14 protein-coding genes and 1 pseudogene are annotated in these 16,550 nt (G+C 76.0%); 9 read left to right on the top strand and 6 right to left on the bottom strand.

The genetic code is table 11. The features are described from left to right. The first annotated feature begins 82 nt into the window (after nucleotides 1–82). The 3 genes from ABQ292_RS13505 to ABQ292_RS13495 all read left to right on the top strand — a co-directional run bounded on the left by ABQ292_RS13505 (nucleotide 83) and on the right by ABQ292_RS13495 (nucleotide 3,712). Nucleotides 83–1,579, top strand: coding sequence for an AllF/FdrA family protein (locus tag ABQ292_RS13505; protein ID WP_369207149.1), 1,497 nt, complete (start codon nucleotides 83–85; stop codon nucleotides 1,577–1,579). Continuing rightward, nucleotides 1,579–2,988: a YlbE family protein gene (locus ABQ292_RS13500; protein ID WP_369207147.1), complete on the top strand. Its 1,410-nt coding sequence runs from the start codon at nucleotides 1,579–1,581 to the stop codon at nucleotides 2,986–2,988. Before ABQ292_RS13505 ends, ABQ292_RS13500 begins: the two co-directional genes overlap by 1 nt. A gap of 166 nt (nucleotides 2,989–3,154) precedes the next feature. After that, nucleotides 3,155–3,712, top strand: coding sequence for a hypothetical protein (locus ABQ292_RS13495; RefSeq protein ID WP_369207145.1), 558 nt, complete (start codon nucleotides 3,155–3,157; stop codon nucleotides 3,710–3,712). Nucleotides 3,713–3,715: 3 nt separating this feature from the next. On the opposite strand, the gene ABQ292_RS13490 is transcribed toward ABQ292_RS13495, so the two are convergent. Next, nucleotides 3,716–4,504: a DUF2470 domain-containing protein gene (locus ABQ292_RS13490; protein ID WP_369207143.1), complete on the bottom strand. Its 789-nt coding sequence runs from the start codon at nucleotides 4,502–4,504 to the stop codon at nucleotides 3,716–3,718. A 68-nt stretch (nucleotides 4,505–4,572) separates the two neighbouring features. Between ABQ292_RS13490 and rpsD the strand changes: the two genes are divergently transcribed. Beyond that, complete coding sequence (gene rpsD, locus ABQ292_RS13485) at nucleotides 4,573–5,175, top strand: 30S ribosomal protein S4 (protein ID WP_369207141.1); 603 nt, start codon at nucleotides 4,573–4,575, stop codon at nucleotides 5,173–5,175. Here the strand turns inward: rpsD and ABQ292_RS13480 are convergent. Both ABQ292_RS13480 and ABQ292_RS13475 read right to left on the bottom strand, forming a co-directional pair. Then, nucleotides 5,163–5,840, bottom strand: coding sequence for a 3-oxoacid CoA-transferase subunit B (locus tag ABQ292_RS13480; protein ID WP_369207139.1), 678 nt, complete (start codon nucleotides 5,838–5,840; stop codon nucleotides 5,163–5,165). The two genes, rpsD and ABQ292_RS13480, sit on opposite strands and share 13 nt — an antisense overlap. Continuing rightward, a complete protein-coding gene (locus ABQ292_RS13475) occupies nucleotides 5,837–6,505 on the bottom strand; it encodes a 3-oxoacid CoA-transferase subunit A (RefSeq protein WP_369207137.1) in 669 nt (222 codons plus the stop codon). Before ABQ292_RS13475 ends, ABQ292_RS13480 begins: the two co-directional genes overlap by 4 nt. A gap of 72 nt (nucleotides 6,506–6,577) precedes the next feature. Here ABQ292_RS13475 and ABQ292_RS13470 point away from each other — a divergent pair, with 72 nt between their 5' ends. Together ABQ292_RS13470 and ABQ292_RS13465 are read left to right on the top strand one after the other, a co-directional pair. After that, a complete protein-coding gene (locus ABQ292_RS13470) occupies nucleotides 6,578–7,273 on the top strand; it encodes an RNA 2'-phosphotransferase (RefSeq protein ID WP_369207135.1) in 696 nt (231 codons plus the stop codon). A 691-nt stretch (nucleotides 7,274–7,964) separates the two neighbouring features. Then, nucleotides 7,965–9,572, top strand: coding sequence for a methyl-accepting chemotaxis protein (locus ABQ292_RS13465; protein WP_369207133.1), 1,608 nt, complete (start codon nucleotides 7,965–7,967; stop codon nucleotides 9,570–9,572). Nucleotides 9,573–9,621: 49 nt separating this feature from the next. On the opposite strand, the gene bar is transcribed toward ABQ292_RS13465, so the two are convergent. Together bar and ABQ292_RS13455 are read right to left on the bottom strand one after the other, a co-directional pair. Beyond that, the gene (gene bar / locus ABQ292_RS13460) at nucleotides 9,622–10,725 is read right to left on the bottom strand and encodes a barbiturase (protein ID WP_369207131.1); all 1,104 of its coding nucleotides are present in this window, start codon (nucleotides 10,723–10,725) and stop codon (nucleotides 9,622–9,624) included. Between the two features lie 10 nt (nucleotides 10,726–10,735). Next, the gene (locus ABQ292_RS13455; protein WP_369207129.1) at nucleotides 10,736–11,692 is read right to left on the bottom strand and encodes a carbamate kinase; all 957 of its coding nucleotides are present in this window, start codon (nucleotides 11,690–11,692) and stop codon (nucleotides 10,736–10,738) included. Here ABQ292_RS13455 and ABQ292_RS13450 point away from each other — a divergent pair. Continuing rightward, nucleotides 11,582–12,382, top strand: a pseudogene (locus ABQ292_RS13450) (SDR family NAD(P)-dependent oxidoreductase); the annotation flags it as partial. The gene ABQ292_RS13455 and the pseudogene ABQ292_RS13450 overlap by 111 nt on opposite strands. 103 nt (nucleotides 12,383–12,485) lie before the next feature. Here the strand turns inward: ABQ292_RS13450 and ABQ292_RS13445 are convergent. Beyond that, nucleotides 12,486–13,304 (bottom strand): PHP domain-containing protein, encoded by an 819-nt coding sequence (locus ABQ292_RS13445; protein WP_369207127.1) that lies wholly within the window; start codon nucleotides 13,302–13,304, stop codon nucleotides 12,486–12,488. A 79-nt stretch (nucleotides 13,305–13,383) separates the two neighbouring features. On the opposite strand from ABQ292_RS13445, the gene ABQ292_RS13440 reads away from it, so the two are divergent. After that, nucleotides 13,384–15,648, top strand: a complete 2,265-nt coding sequence (locus ABQ292_RS13440) for a RecQ family ATP-dependent DNA helicase (protein ID WP_369207125.1) — start codon at nucleotides 13,384–13,386, stop codon at nucleotides 15,646–15,648. A gap of 39 nt (nucleotides 15,649–15,687) precedes the next feature. Further along, nucleotides 15,688–16,311 (top strand): alpha-ketoglutarate-dependent dioxygenase AlkB, encoded by a 624-nt coding sequence (locus ABQ292_RS13435; RefSeq protein WP_369207123.1) that lies wholly within the window; start codon nucleotides 15,688–15,690, stop codon nucleotides 16,309–16,311. Nucleotides 16,312–16,550: the final 239 nt, after the last annotated feature.

Genomic DNA, 16,550 nt, shown 5'->3' with positions numbered 1-16,550 from the left:
CGCGGAAGTGCCTCAGCGCTAAATCGTCGTGACGTCCCGATTCGATACCTCAGCACTGAGGCATCCCGGTACGGTCGGCCGGGTGAGCGCACCCGCCGCCGGACCGGGCGTCCGGCACGTCTCCCTGCGCAGCGGCGTCTACGCCGACTCGGTGCGGTTGATGCAGGTCAGCCGCGACGTCGGCGCGCGTGACGGCGTCACCGCCGTCCTCGTCGCCATGGCCACGCCGCTCAACGCGGAGCTCGCGGCGGGCATGGGTCTGGCGCCCGACGACGACGCCTCGCCGGACCAGCTGCTCGTCGGGATCCGCGCCGTCGACGACGACGCGCTGACCGCGGCGGTGGCCGCCGTCGACGCCGCCCTGGCCGAGCGCGAGCGCTCCCGCACCACCGCGGACGCGCAGCCCGCCCGCACGACCGGTGCCGCGCTGGACGAGGCCCCCGACGTCCCGACGCTGGCCGTCGTCAGCGTCCCCGGGCAGTACGCCGCGCTCGAGGCCGCCGACGCGATCGCCGCCGGCCGCAGCGTCCTGGTCTTCTCCGACGGCGTCCCGGTCGAGCAGGAGGTCGCGCTCAAGCGGGCCGCGCACGAGGCCGGCCTGCTGGTCATGGGCCCCGACTGCGGGACGGCGATCGTCTCCGGCGTCGCGCTCGGCTTCGCCAACGTCGTCCGCCCGGGGCCGGTGGGTGTCGTCGCGGCGTCCGGCACCGGCGCACAGCAGGTGTCCTGCCTGCTCGACATGGCCGGCGTCGGCGTCTCGCACGTGCTCGGCGTGGGCGGTCGCGACCTGTCCGCGGCCGTCGGCGGGCTGGCCACGCTCGACGCACTGGCGGCGCTGGACGCCGACCCGGCCACCGAGCGGGTGCTCGTGGTGTCCAAACCGCCCGCGCCGGCGGTGGCGGAGGCGGTGGCGGACGCGGCGTCCCGCCTGACCACCCCGGTCCGCTCGGCGGTGCTCTCGCCCGAGACGCCCGACCTCACCGCCGCCGTCGAGGCGCTGCTGGCCGACCTCGGCGTCGCGGTGCCCGAGTGGCCCGCGCGGTCCGGCAGCGGGGCGACCGCCGCGCCCGGCGCCGTCCTCAAGGGCTGCTACTCCGGCGGCACGCTGGCCGACGAGGCGATGCTCGTCGCCGCGCCGGTGCTCGGCGACGTCCGGTCCAACACCCCGCTGCGACCCGAGCTCGGCTTCCTCGTCGACCCATCCGCCCCAGACCTGTCCGCCACCGGTCACGTGGTGGTCGACTTCGGCGACGACGCGCTCACCGTGGGCCGCGCGCACCCGATGATCGACCCGACGCTGCGGCTGGAGGCGATCGCCCGGCTGGCCGCGTCGGGGGAGCCGGCGGTGCTGCTGCTCGACGTCGTCCTCGGGTACGGCGCCGACCCCGACCCGGCCGCCTCGCTGGCGCCGGCGCTCGCGGCAGCGGGCCTGCCGGTGGTCGTCGCGCTGGTGGGCACCGACGCCGACCCGCAGGGCTGGAGCCGGCAGGCCGACGCCCTCGCCGCGGCCGGTGCCGCCGTCTTCGCCTCCAACGCCGCGGCCACGCGGCACGCCCTCGACCTGCTGGGAGCCGCGTGATGACGCTCGGAGGACTGCTCGGGGGCCCGCCGGCCGTCGTCGCCGCGGGGGTCGACGTCTTCTCCGCCGCGCTCCGCGAGCAGGGCACGCCGGTGGCCGACGTCGACTGGCGGCCGCCGTCCTTCGGCGACCCCGCCGACCTGACCGCGCTGGCGCTCGACCCGCGGCGCGCGGCGGCCAACCGGACGGCGGTCGAGCGGGTGCTGGCCGCGGGGTCCCACCTGGTCGACGTCCGGCCGGCCCGCGAGGTGCTCGGCCTCGACGACCGCACCCTGCTGCACTCCGGACCGCCGCTGACCTGGGAGGCCGCCTCCGGCCCGATGCGCGGCGCGCTGGTCGGCGCCTGCCTGTTCGAGGGGTGGGCGTCCGACGTCGAGGGCGCCGAGCGGCTGCTCGCCGCCGGCGGGGTCACGCTCGAGCCCTGCCACCACCACTCGGCCGTGGGCCCGATGGCCGGCGTCACCAGCCCGTCGATGTGGACGTGGTGCCTCGAGGACCCGGTCGGCGGCGGCCGCGCGTACTGCAACCTCAACGAGGGCCTGGGCAAGGTGCTGCGGATGGGCGCCTTCGACGAGGGGGTGCTCACCCGGCTGGCCTGGATGCGCGACGTCCTCGGCCCGCTGCTGGCGCGGGCGGTGCGGTCGATGGCCGAGCCGCTCGACGTCAAGGCCGTGCTCGCGCAGATGCTCCAGATGGGCGACGAGGGGCACAACCGCAACCGCGCCGGCTCCCTCATGGCGCTGCGCGAGCTGTCCCCGCCGCTGGTGGCGCTGGACGCGCCGAGGGGCGACGTCGCCGCCGCGCTGCGGTTCATCGGCGGCAACGAGCACTTCTCCCTCAACCTCGGCATGCCGACGGCGAAGCTCGCGATGGACGCCGCCCGCGACGTCCCCGGCTCGACGATGGTCACGGTGATGAGCCGCAACGGCACGGAGTTCGGCGTGCAGACCGCCGGCACCGGCGACCGCTGGTTCACCGGCCCCGCGCAGACGCCGGTGGGCCTGTTCCTCGGCGACTACGGCCCCGACGACGCCAACCCCGACATCGGCGACTCGGCGATCATGGAGACCTACGGCGTCGGCGGGTTCTCGATGGCCGCGGCCCCGGCGATCGTGCGGTTCGTCGGCGGCACGGTGCCCGACGCGCTGGCCACCACCGAGCGCATGTACCAGCTGACCCTGGCCGAGAACCCGGCGATGGCCATCCCGGTCCTCGGCTTCCGCGGCGCCCCGACCGGCATCGACGTGCTGTCGGTCGCGCGCACCGGCTGGCTGCCGCAGATCAACACCGGCATGGCCGGGCGGGTGGCCGGCACCGGTCAGGTCGGCGCCGGACTGGTGCAGCCGCCGCGGGAGTGCTTCGAGGGCGCGCTGTCCGCACTGGCGCAGGAGGCCCGCAGCGCCGCCTGACGGCCTTCCCGCGAGATCGGCGGTCTCGTGGCCATCAGCCGCTGATCGCCACGAGACCGCCGATCTCGATCGCCCTTGCCGCGGCCCGGGCCGCCCCGCCAGGCTCGGCCGCACGTGGAGCAGCACCTGGCCGAACGGCGAGCCGGACGACGACGCCCTCCGGCGCATGCGCGCACCGGAGAACGAGCTGCCGGTGGCCCTGCCGCAGAACGTGCTGGTGGCCCGCACGGACGACGCCGTGGTGGCCCTGCTGGGGATGCACGTCTGCTCGACGGGCCTGGCGTTCGACCTCAGCGTCCGCGTCCGGCCGGGGAGTCCGTCCGGGACCGAGCTCCACGACGTGCTCTGGCGGCACGGCCCCGGCGCGCCGCCGCTGCTGCTCGGGCTCGAGCTGGCCGACGGCACCCGGGTGGACGACGTCGGCGAGCCCGAGTGGGGCGGCGACGTCGTCTTCACCCAGACAAGTGGCTCGGGCAGCGAGTACTCCGTCGACCACTCGTGGTGGCTGTCCCCGGTGCCGCCGGCCGGGCCGCTGACGGTCGTCGTGTGGTGCCCGGAGCTCGGCCTGCCGGAGACCAGCACGGTGCTCGACGGGACGGCGATCCGCGTAGCCGCCGACCGGGTGGTCGCACTGTGGCCCTGGGAGCCGCCCCGACGGCGCGGCCCCGACCAGCCGCCGTCCCCGCCGGAGATCCCGGAGGACAGCTGGTTCGCCCGTCGCTGACCGCTAGGCGGGGCCGCAGGTGAGCAGGGTGTCGAGCGCGGCGCCGAGGCCGGTGCCCGCGGTCAGCGGCTCGGCGAAGGGCACGCGCAGGTCGTGGCAGCTGCCGTGCCCCTCGACGCGGAACCGCACGCCGAAGCGGTCCAGGCCGAGCAGGCGGACGGCGTCGCGGCGGCCGGCCCAGGCCTGCACCCGCTCGAGCAGGCGGTCCAGCGGCTCCCCGTGGCCGGCCGCCAGGTCCACGTCGTCCGGGCCCAGCGGGTCCGGCCGGGCGGCGGCGAAGTCGTCGGGGTCGATCTCGGACGTGGTGCCGGCGTCGGTGAGCAGCACCTCGGCCAGGTCGAGCCGGAGCAGCACCGCGCCCAGTCCCACGTCGAGCAGGACGTCGGAGGGGCGGACGTCGGCGAGGTCGAGCAGGCAGCGCTGCACGTCGGCCGGGTGCACCGGCGTGAGCCAGCCCGAGAGCTCCACCTGCCCGCGCACCGGGTGCCGCACGGCGAACGGCGAGCGGTCGATGACGGTGAGGCGGGCCGGCAGGTCGCCGAGCGGGGAGGTCCGCAGCGCCGCCGCCAGCCGTCCGTCCGCCGGGACGACGACCAGCACCTGCCCGGCAGCCGTCGTGCCGGCGACGGACAGCGCGACCGCGCCCACGCCGACCGCGTGCAGCGTCGCGGAGGCGCGGGCGGCGACCGTGCGGGCCCGCTCGGCCGGCGGGGGCTGCGGGATGGCGGTGCGGCGGGCCTCGGCACCGGGGTCGGCACCGGACTCGGCACGGGAGGGGCGGCCGGTGCTCATCGGATCACCTCGGGAGACGGTGGGCGGGAAAGTTGTAAGGTGAGCCTAACCAAACAACGGAGGTCCGTGTGAACACCCCGCGCCCGAAGGTCCGGCTCAGCCGCCGGCTCGGCCTGGCGCTCACCCCCAAGGCGGTCGGCTACTTCGAGCGGCGTCCCTACCCGCCGGGCGAGCACGGCCGCAAGCGCAGGCAGCAGAGCGACTACTCGACCCGGCTGCTGGAGAAGCAGCGGCTGCGCGCGCAGTACGACGTCAGCGAGACCCAGCTGCGCGCCGCCTTCGACCGGGCCCGGCGCACCGGCGGCAAGACCGGCGAGGCGCTCGTGCAGGACCTCGAGTCGCGGCTGGACGCCACGGTGCTCCGCGCCGGCTTCGCCCGCACGATCTACCAGGCGCGCCAGTTCGTCACCCACCGGCACGTGCTGGTCAACGGCAAGCGGGTCGACCGCCCCTCCTACCGGCTGCGCCCCGGCGACGTCGTGCAGGTCGCCGAGGGGTCCCGCACGAAGGAGCCGTTCCAGGTCGCCGCCGCCGGCGCGCACGCCACGGCCCCGGGCTACCTCGAGGTCCGCCTGGCCGACCTCACCTGCCGCGTCGACCGCGTGCCCTCCCGCGAGGAGGTCCCGGTGGTCTGCGAGGAGCAGCTGGTCGTGGAGTACTACTCCCGCTGACCCGGTTCCAGCACGGCCACGTCGTCGGCGAAGGCCAGCTGCGCGGCCGTCCGGCCCTGCAGGTCCTCGCGGGTCAGCCCGGCGACCATCTCCCGCACCAGGAACCCGCTGTCCGTGACGTCGAGGACGGCGAGGTCGGTGTAGACGCGGTCGACCACGCCGGCCGCCGTCAGCGGGTAGGTGCAGCGCGGCAGCAGCTTCGGCTCGCCGGACCGCGTGGTGTGCGTCGTCAGCACGAGCACCCGCTTCGCACCGACGGCGAGGTCCATCGCGCCGCCGACCGCCGGCGGGTGCGTGGCGTCGTCGGTGGCCCAGTTGGCCAGGTCGCCGGTCTCCGACACCTGGAAGGCGCCGAGCACGGTGACGTCGACGTGCCCGCCGCGCATCATCAGGAAGGCGTCGGTGTGGTGGAAGAACGCCCCACCGGGCAGCAGCGTCACCGGCTGCTTGCCCGCGTTGATCAGCTCGGGGTCCTCCTCGCCCGGCGCCGGGGCCGGGCCCATCCCGAGGATGCCGTTCTCGGAGTGGTAGACGACCTCCTTGTCCTCCCCGACGCAGTCGGCGACCAGCGTGGGCAGGCCGATGCCGAGGTTGACGTAGGCGCCGTCGGGGATGTCGCGGGCGATCCGGCCGGCGACGTCGCGGACGGCGAGCGGCCCGCTCACGCCGTACCTACCCGCACGACGCGGTCGACGAAGATCCCCGGCGTCACGATCGCCTCCGGGTCCAGCTCGCCGAGCTCCACGAACTCGTCGACCTGGACGACGGTGAGCGCGGCGGCCGCGGCCATCGTCGGGCCGAAGTTCCGCGCCGCCGTGCGGTAGACGAGGTTGCCCCAGCGGTCGGCGCGCGCGGCCCTGACCAGGGCGACGTCGCCCGGCAGGGGCTCCTCGAACACGTGCCGCCGTCCGTCGATGACCCGCACCTCCTTGCCCTCGGCCAGCCGGGTGTCGGCGCCGGTGGGGGTGAAGAACCCGCCGAGGCCGGCCGCCGCGGCCCGCATCCGCTCGCTGAGCGTCCCCTGTGGCACCAGCTCCAGCTCCACCTCGCCGGCCCGCCAGCGCTCCTCGAACCACACCGACCCGGCCGACCGGGGGTACGAGCAGACGATCTTGCGCACCCGCCGCTCGCGCAGCAGCGCGGCGACGTCGGTCTCGCCGGACCCGGCGTTGTTGGTGACGACGGTGAGGTCGGTGGTGCCCTGGTCGAGCAGCGCGTGCACCAGCTCCACCGGGACGCCGGAGGCGCCGAACCCGCCGACCAGGACGGTGGCGCCGTCCTCGATCCCCGCGACGGCGTCGGCCAGCGACCCGACCCGCTTGTCGATCACGTGTCCCTCCGATCGGTCGCCTGACGCTAACGGGCTGGCGCCCGGTCGGCCCGACCCGCCAGGCTGCGCGCCGTGTGGCACACCGGCTCCCCGGGCGACCACGACGGACACGACGACGACGTCCGCTGCCCCGAGCTCGGCATCGAGGAGGCGGCCACCGAGCCGGCCGGGACCCCCGCCGCCGGACCTCCCGCCGGGGTCGAGGTTCCGCGGCACGTGAGCAGCGACGTCGTCCGGGTCGGCAAGCGGCTCTCCTACGTGTTGCGCCACCGTCCCGACAGCGTCGGGCTGACCCTCGACGAGGCCGGCTGGGTGGACGTCGACGCGCTGCTCGCCGCGCTGGCCGCGTACGGGCTGCTCCTGACCCGGGCAGGGCTCGACCGTGTCGTCGCCGGCGACGACAAGGGGCGCTTCGCCTACGACGGGACCGGCCGCCGCATCCGGGCCAGCCAGGGCCACAGCGTGCCGGTGGCGCTCGGGTACGCGGCCGAGCCGCCGCCGGCGGTGCTCTTCCACGGCACGGTCGAGCGCGTCCTGCCGGCGATCGAGGCCGAGGGGCTGCAGCCGGGGCGCCGGCACGCGGTCCACCTGAGCCCGGACGTCGGGACGGCCCGCCGGGTGGGCGCCCGCCGCCGTGGGCGGGCCGTCGTCCTGCGGGTCGACGCTGCCGGGCTGGCGGCCACCGGGGCGGTGTTCACCCGCTCGGCCAACGGGGTGTGGCTGGTCGACGCGGTCCCCCCGCCCTTCCTGACCGTCCTCGACGACTGATCAGCACGGACGGCGAGCACCGCGTCGTCGTCGTCGGCGAGCTGGGCCCGGGCGTCGAGCCCTCCGCCGTCCGCCCCGGGCTGGACGCGATCGCCGCCCTGCCCGTGACCGGGTGTGCCGACGAGCGCGTCGGCTAGGACGCCGGCCTGCGCGCCGGCGGGTGGGACTTCTCCATCACCAGCGACCGGGTCGACGCCGAGGCCCCACCGGGTCCACGACCTCGGCGAGGAGCACAACCGCAGCCGCCGGGAGCTCGGCGAGCTGTGGCTGGGCCGCAACCCGCTGACCGACGTGACCCCGCTGCTGGCCCTCCTCGCGCTCACCGGTGTGGACCTCGAGGGGGTGCCGTCGAGCACGCCCGGGGTGGCCGCGCTGCAGGCCCGCGGCGTGTACGTCGGCGGCTTCGCCTGACCCGGCCGGTCCCCGGGGACCGGAGCCGACCGCAGTGGGCCCGGCGCCGCTGGAACGGGTCGCAGGCCCGCGCGGACAGCACGCCGTGGGGCCTCGTCCTGGCGTCCGCCGTCACCAGGCGCCGGCCGGAGGCGCGCTCCCGCGCCGCTGCGCCGACCTCACCGGCATCGTGCCGTCCCTCGTGTCCCGGCCGGTGTAACGGTCGTGTGTCACGGGGCGACCACCGGGCCGGACTGCCGATGAGGGCGGAGGACCGGTCGGCACGTCGGAGGGACACACCATGCGGTGGAGCGACCTACGCCTGGGGCTCCGCCTCGGCATCGGCTTCGGGCTGGTGACCCTCCTCGCCGTCGCGACCGCGTTCGTCGGGCTGCAGGGCGTGAGCCGGCTGCAGGACGCCACGGGCCAGCTGGCCACCGCCCGGTCGATGACCGAGGCGGCCGGCCAGGCGAAGTTCCGGACGGCGGACTTCGCCGGCTGGCAGACCGGCTACGCCTTCGACACGCTGCGCGGGGTCCCCGGGGCCACGGCCGACGACGTGGGCCAGCGCGCGGAGTTCCTCGCCTCCACCGAGGCCTTCACCGAGGACCTCGACCGGCTCGACGCGCTGCCCCTGACCGGCGCCGAGCGCGAGCACCTCGCCGCGACCCGGACGGCGTTCGAGGCCTATCTCGAGGTCGACGACCAGGTCATCGCCGGCTACCGCAGCGGCACCCCGCAGGCGACGGTCGCCGCCGGTGACCTCGCCTCCGGCGAGGCGCTCGAGCACTTCGCCGTCATGGCCGACAACGTGACGGCGCTGGTCACCTCCGTCCAGGAGCGCAGCGAGGACGCGGCCGCCGAGGCCACCGTCACCGCGCGGACCGTGCAGCGCACCCTCCTCCTCGTGGCCGCGCTCGCCGCCGTCCTCGCCGCCGTGCTGGCCTGGCTCATCACCCGCTCGGTGACCCGCCCGGTGCGGGCGATGGGCGACGTCCTCGCCGCCATGGCCGACGGCGACCTGCGGGTGCGCGCCGACGACGGCCGCCGGGACGAGATCGGCGACATGGCCGGCCGGTGCAACACCGCCCTCGACGCGTTCGCGGCGGCCCTGGGCCGCATGGACGCCAACGCGACCACCCTCGCCTCGGCGGCCGAGGAGCTGTCGGCCACCTCCGGCCGGATGAGCGAGACGGCGCAGGGGGCCGCGTCCCAGGCCGGGGTGGTCTCCGCGGCCGCCGACCAGGTGTCCGGCGGCGTGCAGACGGTGGCCGCGGGCACCGAGGAGATGGACGCCTCCATCCGCGAGATCGCCCAGAACGCCAGCGGCGCCTCCGCCGTGGCGGCCGAGGCGGTCGCCACGGCCCGGACGACGACGGACGCGGTGGCCGAGCTCGGTCGGTCCTCGGCCGAGATCAAGGACGTGGTGCGCGAGATCGCCGCGATCGCCGAGCAGACCGACCTGCTGGCCCTCAACGCGACGATCGAGGCGGCCCGCGCGGGCGAGGCCGGCAAGGGCTTCTCGGTCGTCGCCACGGAGGTCAAGGAGCTGGCCCAGGAGACCGCCCGGGCCACCGGGAGGATCGCCCGCCGGGTGGAGGCCATCCAGGCCGGCACCGGGGCGGTGATCACGGCCATCGAGGGGATCTCCGAGATCGTCGGCCGGATCAACGACGCGCAGACGACCATCGCCGCGGCCGTCGAGGAGCAGACCGCGACCACCAACGAGATGTCCCGCAACGTCTCCGAGGTCGCCACCGGCGCCGGGGAGATCGCCCGCAACATCGGCACCGTGGCGCTGGCGGCCGAGGAGGCCACGTCGGGGGCGGGGCAGACCGCGCAGGCCGCCGAGGAGCTCTCCCGGATGGCGGGGGAGTTCACCGCCCTGGTCGGCCGCTTCCGCTACTGAGCCGGGCGGCCCGAGGGCGCCGGTCCGGGGCCCGGACCGGCGGCCTCGCTCAGGCCCGGACGATCGCGGCCACCGGGCCGCCGCCCGACGGGCCCTGGTGCACCGCGGCCACCGAGACGAACACCGCCGGGTCACCGGTGACCGAGGCCGCCACCCCGCCGACGGTGGCCTTGATCTGCCGGTGCCAGAAGACGTCGGAGTCGTCGAGCATCGCGTTGCGCCGGCCGCGGACGTAGCCGGTCGGGTCGGCCTCGCACTTGAGGAAGACGTTGACCAGCCGGTCGCCGAGGTCGCTGGGGTGCGGGCGCTCGGGCAGCTCCAGGCCGGCGTCGCGGATCGCGTTCCAGATGCCGTCCTGGTCCAGCGCGTCCGTCATGACGGAGTGCCCGATCCGGTAGGCGCCGCCGTGCCCGCGGGCGTTGCCGACCACGACGATCTGCGCCCGGTCCAGCTCGACGCCCGACGAGCAGGAGGCGACGGCGCTGAACAGGGACAGGTCGCGCATGACCTGCTTCTGCTCCGGCATCTCGATCTCGCCGAGCGCCACCGCGATGCCCAGCGCCGTCGTGCCGTTGGACAGGTCCATCGAGCCGTGCGGCTCGTCGTAGTACGTCTCCTGGCCGCGGGCCTTGGCGTCGCGGATGGTCTCGATGGTCAGCAGCGGCGTCTTCGTCTGCACGTAGTGGACGTCGGCCGGGTCGGTGATGCCGGCCTCGGCCATCGCCCGCCGCACGCCCTCGGCGACCTTCTCCACCATCGTGATCCGGCCGATGTCCTCGGGCAGCAGCGCGTCGCTCATCGCGAAGCCGACGGTCAGCCGCGGCTCGTCGGTCTTCTCGACGGCGTCCTCCGGCAGCGTGGCGAAGACCGTCGCGTGCGGGCTGATGACGCCGTCCGTGCCGCCCGACCACACGATCGGGATCTCCCCGACCTCCTCCTTCGACCGGCTGCCCTTCTCCAGCAGCACCTCGCGGAAGGCGCGGTCGGCGATGATCCGGGTGTAGTCGTTGACCCCGCCGTTGCCCTCCGTCTTGCCGATGACGGCGACGACCCGGTCGGCCTCCATGACGCCCTCGTCGACGAGCTTCGCCAGCTCGGAGGCGTCGCTGACGTTGTGCAGCGGGACCTTGCGGACCTCGATCGGTGCGGGCACGGGTGCTCCTCTAGCTGGCGGTGATGACGGTGCCGACGTCGTCACCGCGGACGGCGTCGGAGATGGACTCGAGGCAGGTGATGACGGCGCGGCCACCCGGGTGCCCGTCGACGAAGCGCAGCGCGGCCTCGACCTTGGGGCCCATGCTGCCGCGCGCGAACTGGCCGGCAGCGGCGTGCCCCCGCAGCTCGTCGGCGGTGACCCGGCGCAGCGGCCGGGCCGACGGCGTCCCGAAGCCGACCATCACGCTCGCGACGTCGGTGGCGATGACCAGGGTGTCGGCGACCAGCTCGCGGGCCAGCAGCGCGGCGGTCAGGTCCTTGTCGACCACGGCCTCGACCCCGCGCAGGGCCGCGCCGTCGGCGCCGTCGTCGACCACCGGCACGCCCCCGCCGCCGGCGCAGACGACGACGAACCCGGCGCCGGCCAGGGCGGCGATCGCCGGGGTGTCGACCACCGACCGCGGCTCGGGGGAGGCGACCACCCGACGCCAGCCGCGCGGGCCGCGGTCCTCCCAGGTCTGGCCGAGCGCGACGAAGCGGGCGGCCTGCTCGGCGGGCAGGTAGCGGCCGACCGGCTTGGCCGGGGACGCGAAGCCGGGGTCGGCGGGGTCGACCAGCGTGCGGGTGACCAGTGCCGCCGTGCGCTGCGGCAGGCCGCGGGCGGCCAGCGCCGCGTCGAGCTCGTCGGCCAGCGTGAAGCCGATCGTCGCCTGGGTCTGGGCGACGTTCCAGTCCAGCGGCACGGGCGGGACCTCGTGCGCGGCCAGCTCGTTCTTGACCAGCAGGTTGCCGACCTGCGGCCCGTTGCCGTGGGTGAGGACGACGTGCGCGCCGGTCGCCACCACCTCGGCCACGTGCCGTGCCGCGACGGCGATGGCCTCCCGCTGGGCGACCGGCGTCGCCGAGCCGTCCGGGCCGGTCATGGCGTTGCCCCCGAGGGCGACGACGACGCGGCGGGAGGTCATCCGGCGACCCTACTGCCGGATGCCTTAGTGGTGAAGCATCCCGTCGTCGGCCGGTGCCCAGCTGGCGGCATCGGCGCCGCCGTCGCGCACGCGCCGGCCGCCGAGGGCGCCTCCGTCGTCGTCAGCGGCCGGGACGCCGCCCGCGGCGGGGCCGTCGTCGGTGGGATCACCGCGGCCGGCGGGCGGGCGGTCCTCGTCCCCGCGGACCTGGGCGGGTCCTACGCCGACCTGCGCGCCTCCGCCGCCGCCGCGACGGCCGCGTTCGGCGGTCGGGTCGACGTCCTGGTCAGCAATGCCGGCATCCACCCGGTCGGTCCCACCGCCGACCTGGCCGACGCCGACCTCGACGCGATGCTCGCGGTGAACGTCCGCGCCCCGCACGTCCTGGTCGGCGAGCTGGTGCCGGCGATGGCCGAGCGCGGCTCGGGCGTGGTGGTCACCGTGGGCTCCTGGATGGCCGTGGTCGGCAGCCCGATGACCGCGATGTACACCGCCACCAAGGCCGCCGACGCGCAGCTGACCCGCAGTTGGGCCGCCGAGTTGGGACCGCGCGGCGTCCGGGTCGACACCGTCGCCCCCGGCGTCACCCTGACCCCGGGCAACGCGTCGGCGCGGCCGGTGCTCGACGCCATGACCGCCGCGACGCCGGCCGGCGTCGTCGTGCGCCCCGAGGACGGCGCCCGGGGGGTGGTCCACCTGGCCTCCGGCGACGCGGCGATGGTGCACGGGACGACGCTGTACGTCGACGGCGATCACCGCGACGCGGCCGGGCTGACCGTCCGCGGTGCCGTCCTCAGCGGTGCCAGAGGTCGAAGCGGTCCCGGCCCGGGCGGAAGCCGGCCGCCTCGACGACGTCGACCGCGAGGTCGAACCGCTGGCCCACCGCGGCCGACTGGTGGGCGTCGCTGCCGAAGCTCACCGCCTCGCCGCCCTCCTCGCGGAACCAGCGCACCTGGTCGGCCGAGGCCAGCGGGCTGCTGGTGTTCACCTCGAGCGCCCTCCCGGTGCGGGCGAGGGCGCGGAACACCGCCCGGTACTCCTCCTCGTAGTCCTTCTCGACGTAGCGGTGCGAGCCGCCGGGCCAGTACCGCCGCGGGAAGTCAACGTGCGCGAGCACCTGGAAGACGTCGCTGCTCTCCACCATGTCCACGACCTCGGCGAGGTAGCGGCGCATCGTGCCGTCGGCGTCCTGGTAGAGCAGTTGCCCGACGCCGTAGAGCCGCCCGCCGGAGCTCAGCGAGTGCAGCGAGCCGAGGACGCGGTCCACCGGGGCGTCGTGCAGGTGGGCGGCGACGCTGGCGGAGAACAGGTGCGGCTCGCCGGCCTCGATGCCCGACCAGATGCGCAGCTCGGGGAACCGCTCGCGGACCTCGGCCAGCTCGGCCCAGTAGCCCTCGGTGTCGATCGGCTGGTGGCGGGAGGCGTGCCGGTCGACCAGCCCGAGCGTGGTGGCGCGGTCGTCGGGTCCCCAGACGGTGAAGTCGAGGTGCTCGGTGAAGGCGATCGCCGGCAGCCCCAGCGCCACCGCCTTCTCGCAGGCGCGGGCCATCGTCACCGAGCTGGGCGTGTCCCACGACCACCCGGTGTGCACGTGGTTGTCCGGCGGCCGCATCGTCCCCATCCTGCCCGCCGTCCCCAGGTCCCGCGCGCGAGGGCCGGGGTGTCGGCGGCCGCACCTACTGTCGGGACCCATGACCACTGCCGCGCCGACGTCCGACCTCGCCGTCGAGGCGCTCGCCGTCCTCCGGGAGCTGACCGGCCGGCCCGACGCGGGGTTCCGCGAAGGCCAGGACGCCGCCGTGGCCGCGCTCGTCGAGCGCTCCGAGCGCGCGCTGGTCGTGCAGCGCACCGGGTGGGGCAAGTCGGCGGTCTACTTCGTCTCCACCGCGCTGCTGCGCCGGCGCGGCGCCGGCCCGACGCTGCTGGTCAGCCCGCTGCTGGCACTGATGCGCGACCAGGTGGCCGCCGCGGCCCGCGCCGGCATCCGGGCCGTCGAGATCTCCAGCGCCAACGCCACGGAGTGGGACGACGTCGCCGCGCGCCTGGCCGCCGACGACGTCGACGTCCTGCTCGTCTCGCCCGAGCGGCTGACCAACCCGCGCTTCCGCGAGGAGCAGCTGCCCGGGCTGGTCGCCCGCTGCGGTCTGCTCGTCGTCGACGAGGCGCACTGCGTCTCCGACTGGGGCCACGACTTCCGCCCCGACTACCGCCGCATCCGCGACCTGCTCGGCACGCTGCCGGCCGGCACGCCGGTCCTGGCCACGACGGCCACGGCCAACGAGCGCGTGGTGGCCGACGTCGCCGAGCAGCTCGGCGCCGGCGGCGTCGGCGTGACCACGGTCCGCGGCCCGCTGGCTCGCGACTCGCTGCGTCTCGGCGTCCTCCGCCTGCCCACCGACCGGGCCCGGCTGGCCTGGCTGGCCGCCCACCTCGGCGACCTGCCGGGCAGCGGCATCGTCTACACCCTCACCGTCTCCGCGGCCGAGGAGACGGCGTCCCTGCTGCGCGACGCCGGGCACGACGTGCGCGCCTACACCGGCCGCCTCGACGACGCCGACCGCAAGGACGCCGAGGAGGCGCTGCGGGAGAACCGGGTGAAGGCGCTGGTCGCCACCTCGGCGCTGGGCATGGGCTTCGACAAGCCCGACCTCGGCTTCGTCGTCCACCTCGGGGCGCCGTCGTCGCCGGTCAGCTACTACCAGCAGGTGGGCCGCGCCGGCCGCGCCGTCGAGCACGCCGACGTGCTCCTCCTGCCCGGGCCGGAGGACCTCGCGATCTGGCAGTGGTTCGCCACCTCCTCCATGCCGCGGGAGGACCACGCCGCCGCCGTCCTCACCGCGATGGCCGACGGGAAGGCGTGGTCGGTGGCGCGGCTGGAGACCGTCGCCGACGTCCGCCGCTCCCGGCTGGAGCTGCTGCTCAAGGTGCTCGCCGTCGACGGCGCGGTGGAGCGGGTGCAGGGCGGGTGGCGGTCCACCGGGCGGCCGTGGGTCTACGACGCCGACCGCTATGCCCGGGTGGCCCGCACCCGGGAGGCCGAGCAGCGGGCGATGATCACCTACGCGAAGCCGGTGGACGAGGCGCGGTGCCGCATGGCCTTCCTCCAGGAGGCGCTCGACGACCCGACCGCCGCGCCCTGCGGCCGCTGCGACGTCTGCGCCGGCCCCTGGTACCCGACCGAGGTCCCCGAGGGTGCCGCGCAGGCCGCCTCCGCCGCGCTCGACCGCCCCGGCGTCGAGCTGGCGCTCCGCGCGCAGTGGCCCACCGGTGCCGACCGGCTCGGTGTCACGGTCAGGGGCAAGATCGCGCCGGGCGAGCAGCTCGACCCGGGCCGGGCCGTCGCCCGCCTCACCGACCTCGGCTGGGGTCAGCGGCTGCGCACCCTGCTCGGTGACGACGGCGTGGGCGGCACGGTGACCCTCGATCTCGAGGCCCCCGGCCTGGAGGAGGACCCGGACGCCGCCTTCGACAGGAAGGACCCCGCTGCCCCCCACGCCTCGCAGGCTCGGCGCGGGCCCCTGCAGCGGGGCCACGACGTCCCGCCCGACGAGGACCTGCTGCGGGCGTGCGGGCGGGTGCTCGGTGCCTGGGACTGGGCCGAGCGACCCGCTGCGGTGGTGGCGGTTCCCTCGCGCCGCCGGCCGCGGCTGGTGACCGGGGTCGCGCATGGGCTGGCGCGGATGGGCCGGCTGCCCTACCTCGGTGAGCTCTCCCTGGCGCACGGGGGGCCGACCGGCGGGCCCGGGGGCAACAGCGCCTTCCGGCTGGCAGGGGTGTGGCAGCGGATCGTCGTCGGCCCGGAGCTGCGGGCACGGCTCGACGAGCTCGGCCCGGTGCCGGTGCTGCTGGTCGACGACCTCGCCGACTCCCGCTGGACGATGACGGTGGCCGGACGGGAGCTGCGGCTGGCCGGCGCCTCGCGCGTCCTGCCCTTCGCCCTGGCCCTCACTGCCTGAGGGCTCGTACACACGTTCGATCCCGCGTAGCCTGCCGCCATGTCGCTCGCACACCAGCCGTCGATGTGGGACGTCGCCGAGGAACCCTCCCTGGCCCCGCTCGCGCCCACCCGGCACCGGCTCGGCCGCGGGGCGTGGGTCGACCACCTGCCCGGGTGGGTGCGGGGTTCCGACGCCGTCCTCGAGGTACTGCTCGGGGACATCGGCTGGCGGGCCGACCGGCGGCAGATGTACGACCGCGAGGTGGCCGTGCCTCGGCTGCTCCGGTGGTACGGCCGGGACGAGGCGCTCCCGCACCCGCTGCTGGCCGAGGCCCGCGAGACGCTCGACGCGCACTACGCACCGGAGCTGGGCGAGCCCTTCGTCACGGCCGGCATGTGCCTGTACCGGGACGGCCGGGACAGCGTCGCCTGGCACGGGGACCGGCTGGGACGCAGTCGGACGCAGGACACGATCGTCGCCATCGTGTCGTTCGGTTCCCCCCGGCCGCTGCTGCTGCGTCCGGTCGGCGGTGGCGAGACGCGCCGCTTCCCCGTGGGGCACGGCGACCTCGTCGTCATGGGCGGCTCCTGCCAGCGCACCTGGGAGCACTGCGTCCCGAAGACGACGAAGCCGGTGGGGCCACGCGTGAGCGTGCAGTTCCGTCCGGCCGGAGTGGCCTGAGGAAGGACCCCGCCCTCCCGACCCCTCGCAGGCTCAGGGCGGTGCGCAGGACGGGGTCGAGGGCACCTCCTGCAGGACCCCTCCGAGGGCGTGTATCGTTCTCTCCGCACCACGCGAGAACGGACCGGGCCGCCAGCCTGGTCAACCGCCGGATGGGCCCTCGAGGCCCGACTGCTGCGGAGCGGGTGTACAGTGAGGACACCGCCTCGGACAACGGCCCACAAGGCCGGACTACGAGC

Source organism: Geodermatophilus maliterrae (assembly GCF_041018925.1).
In the GTDB taxonomy this organism is placed as follows: Bacteria; Actinomycetota; Actinomycetes; order Mycobacteriales; family Geodermatophilaceae; genus Geodermatophilus; species Geodermatophilus maliterrae.
The sequence above is the reverse complement of the archived record's forward strand: the minus strand, read 5'-3'. Positions and strand labels throughout refer to the sequence as shown.

Excerpts from the sequence above, each read along its gene's own strand:
- ABQ292_RS13440 (WP_369207125.1), top strand. The coding sequence starts at position 13,384 with ATGACCACTGCCGCGCCGACGTCCGACCTCGCCGTCGAGGCGCTCGCC.
- ABQ292_RS13435 (WP_369207123.1), top strand. The coding sequence starts at position 15,688 with ATGTCGCTCGCACACCAGCCGTCGATGTGGGACGTCGCCGAGGAACCC.
- ABQ292_RS13490 (WP_369207143.1), bottom strand. The coding sequence starts at position 4,504 with ATGAGCACCGGCCGCCCCTCCCGTGCCGAGTCCGGTGCCGACCCCGGT.
- ABQ292_RS13445 (WP_369207127.1), bottom strand. The coding sequence starts at position 13,304 with ATGCGGCCGCCGGACAACCACGTGCACACCGGGTGGTCGTGGGACACG.
- ABQ292_RS13495 (WP_369207145.1), top strand. The coding sequence starts at position 3,155 with ATGCGCGCACCGGAGAACGAGCTGCCGGTGGCCCTGCCGCAGAACGTG.
- ABQ292_RS13500 (WP_369207147.1), top strand. The coding sequence starts at position 1,579 with ATGACGCTCGGAGGACTGCTCGGGGGCCCGCCGGCCGTCGTCGCCGCG.
- ABQ292_RS13455 (WP_369207129.1), bottom strand. The coding sequence starts at position 11,692 with ATGACCTCCCGCCGCGTCGTCGTCGCCCTCGGGGGCAACGCCATGACC.
- ABQ292_RS13465 (WP_369207133.1), top strand. The coding sequence starts at position 7,965 with ATGCGGTGGAGCGACCTACGCCTGGGGCTCCGCCTCGGCATCGGCTTC.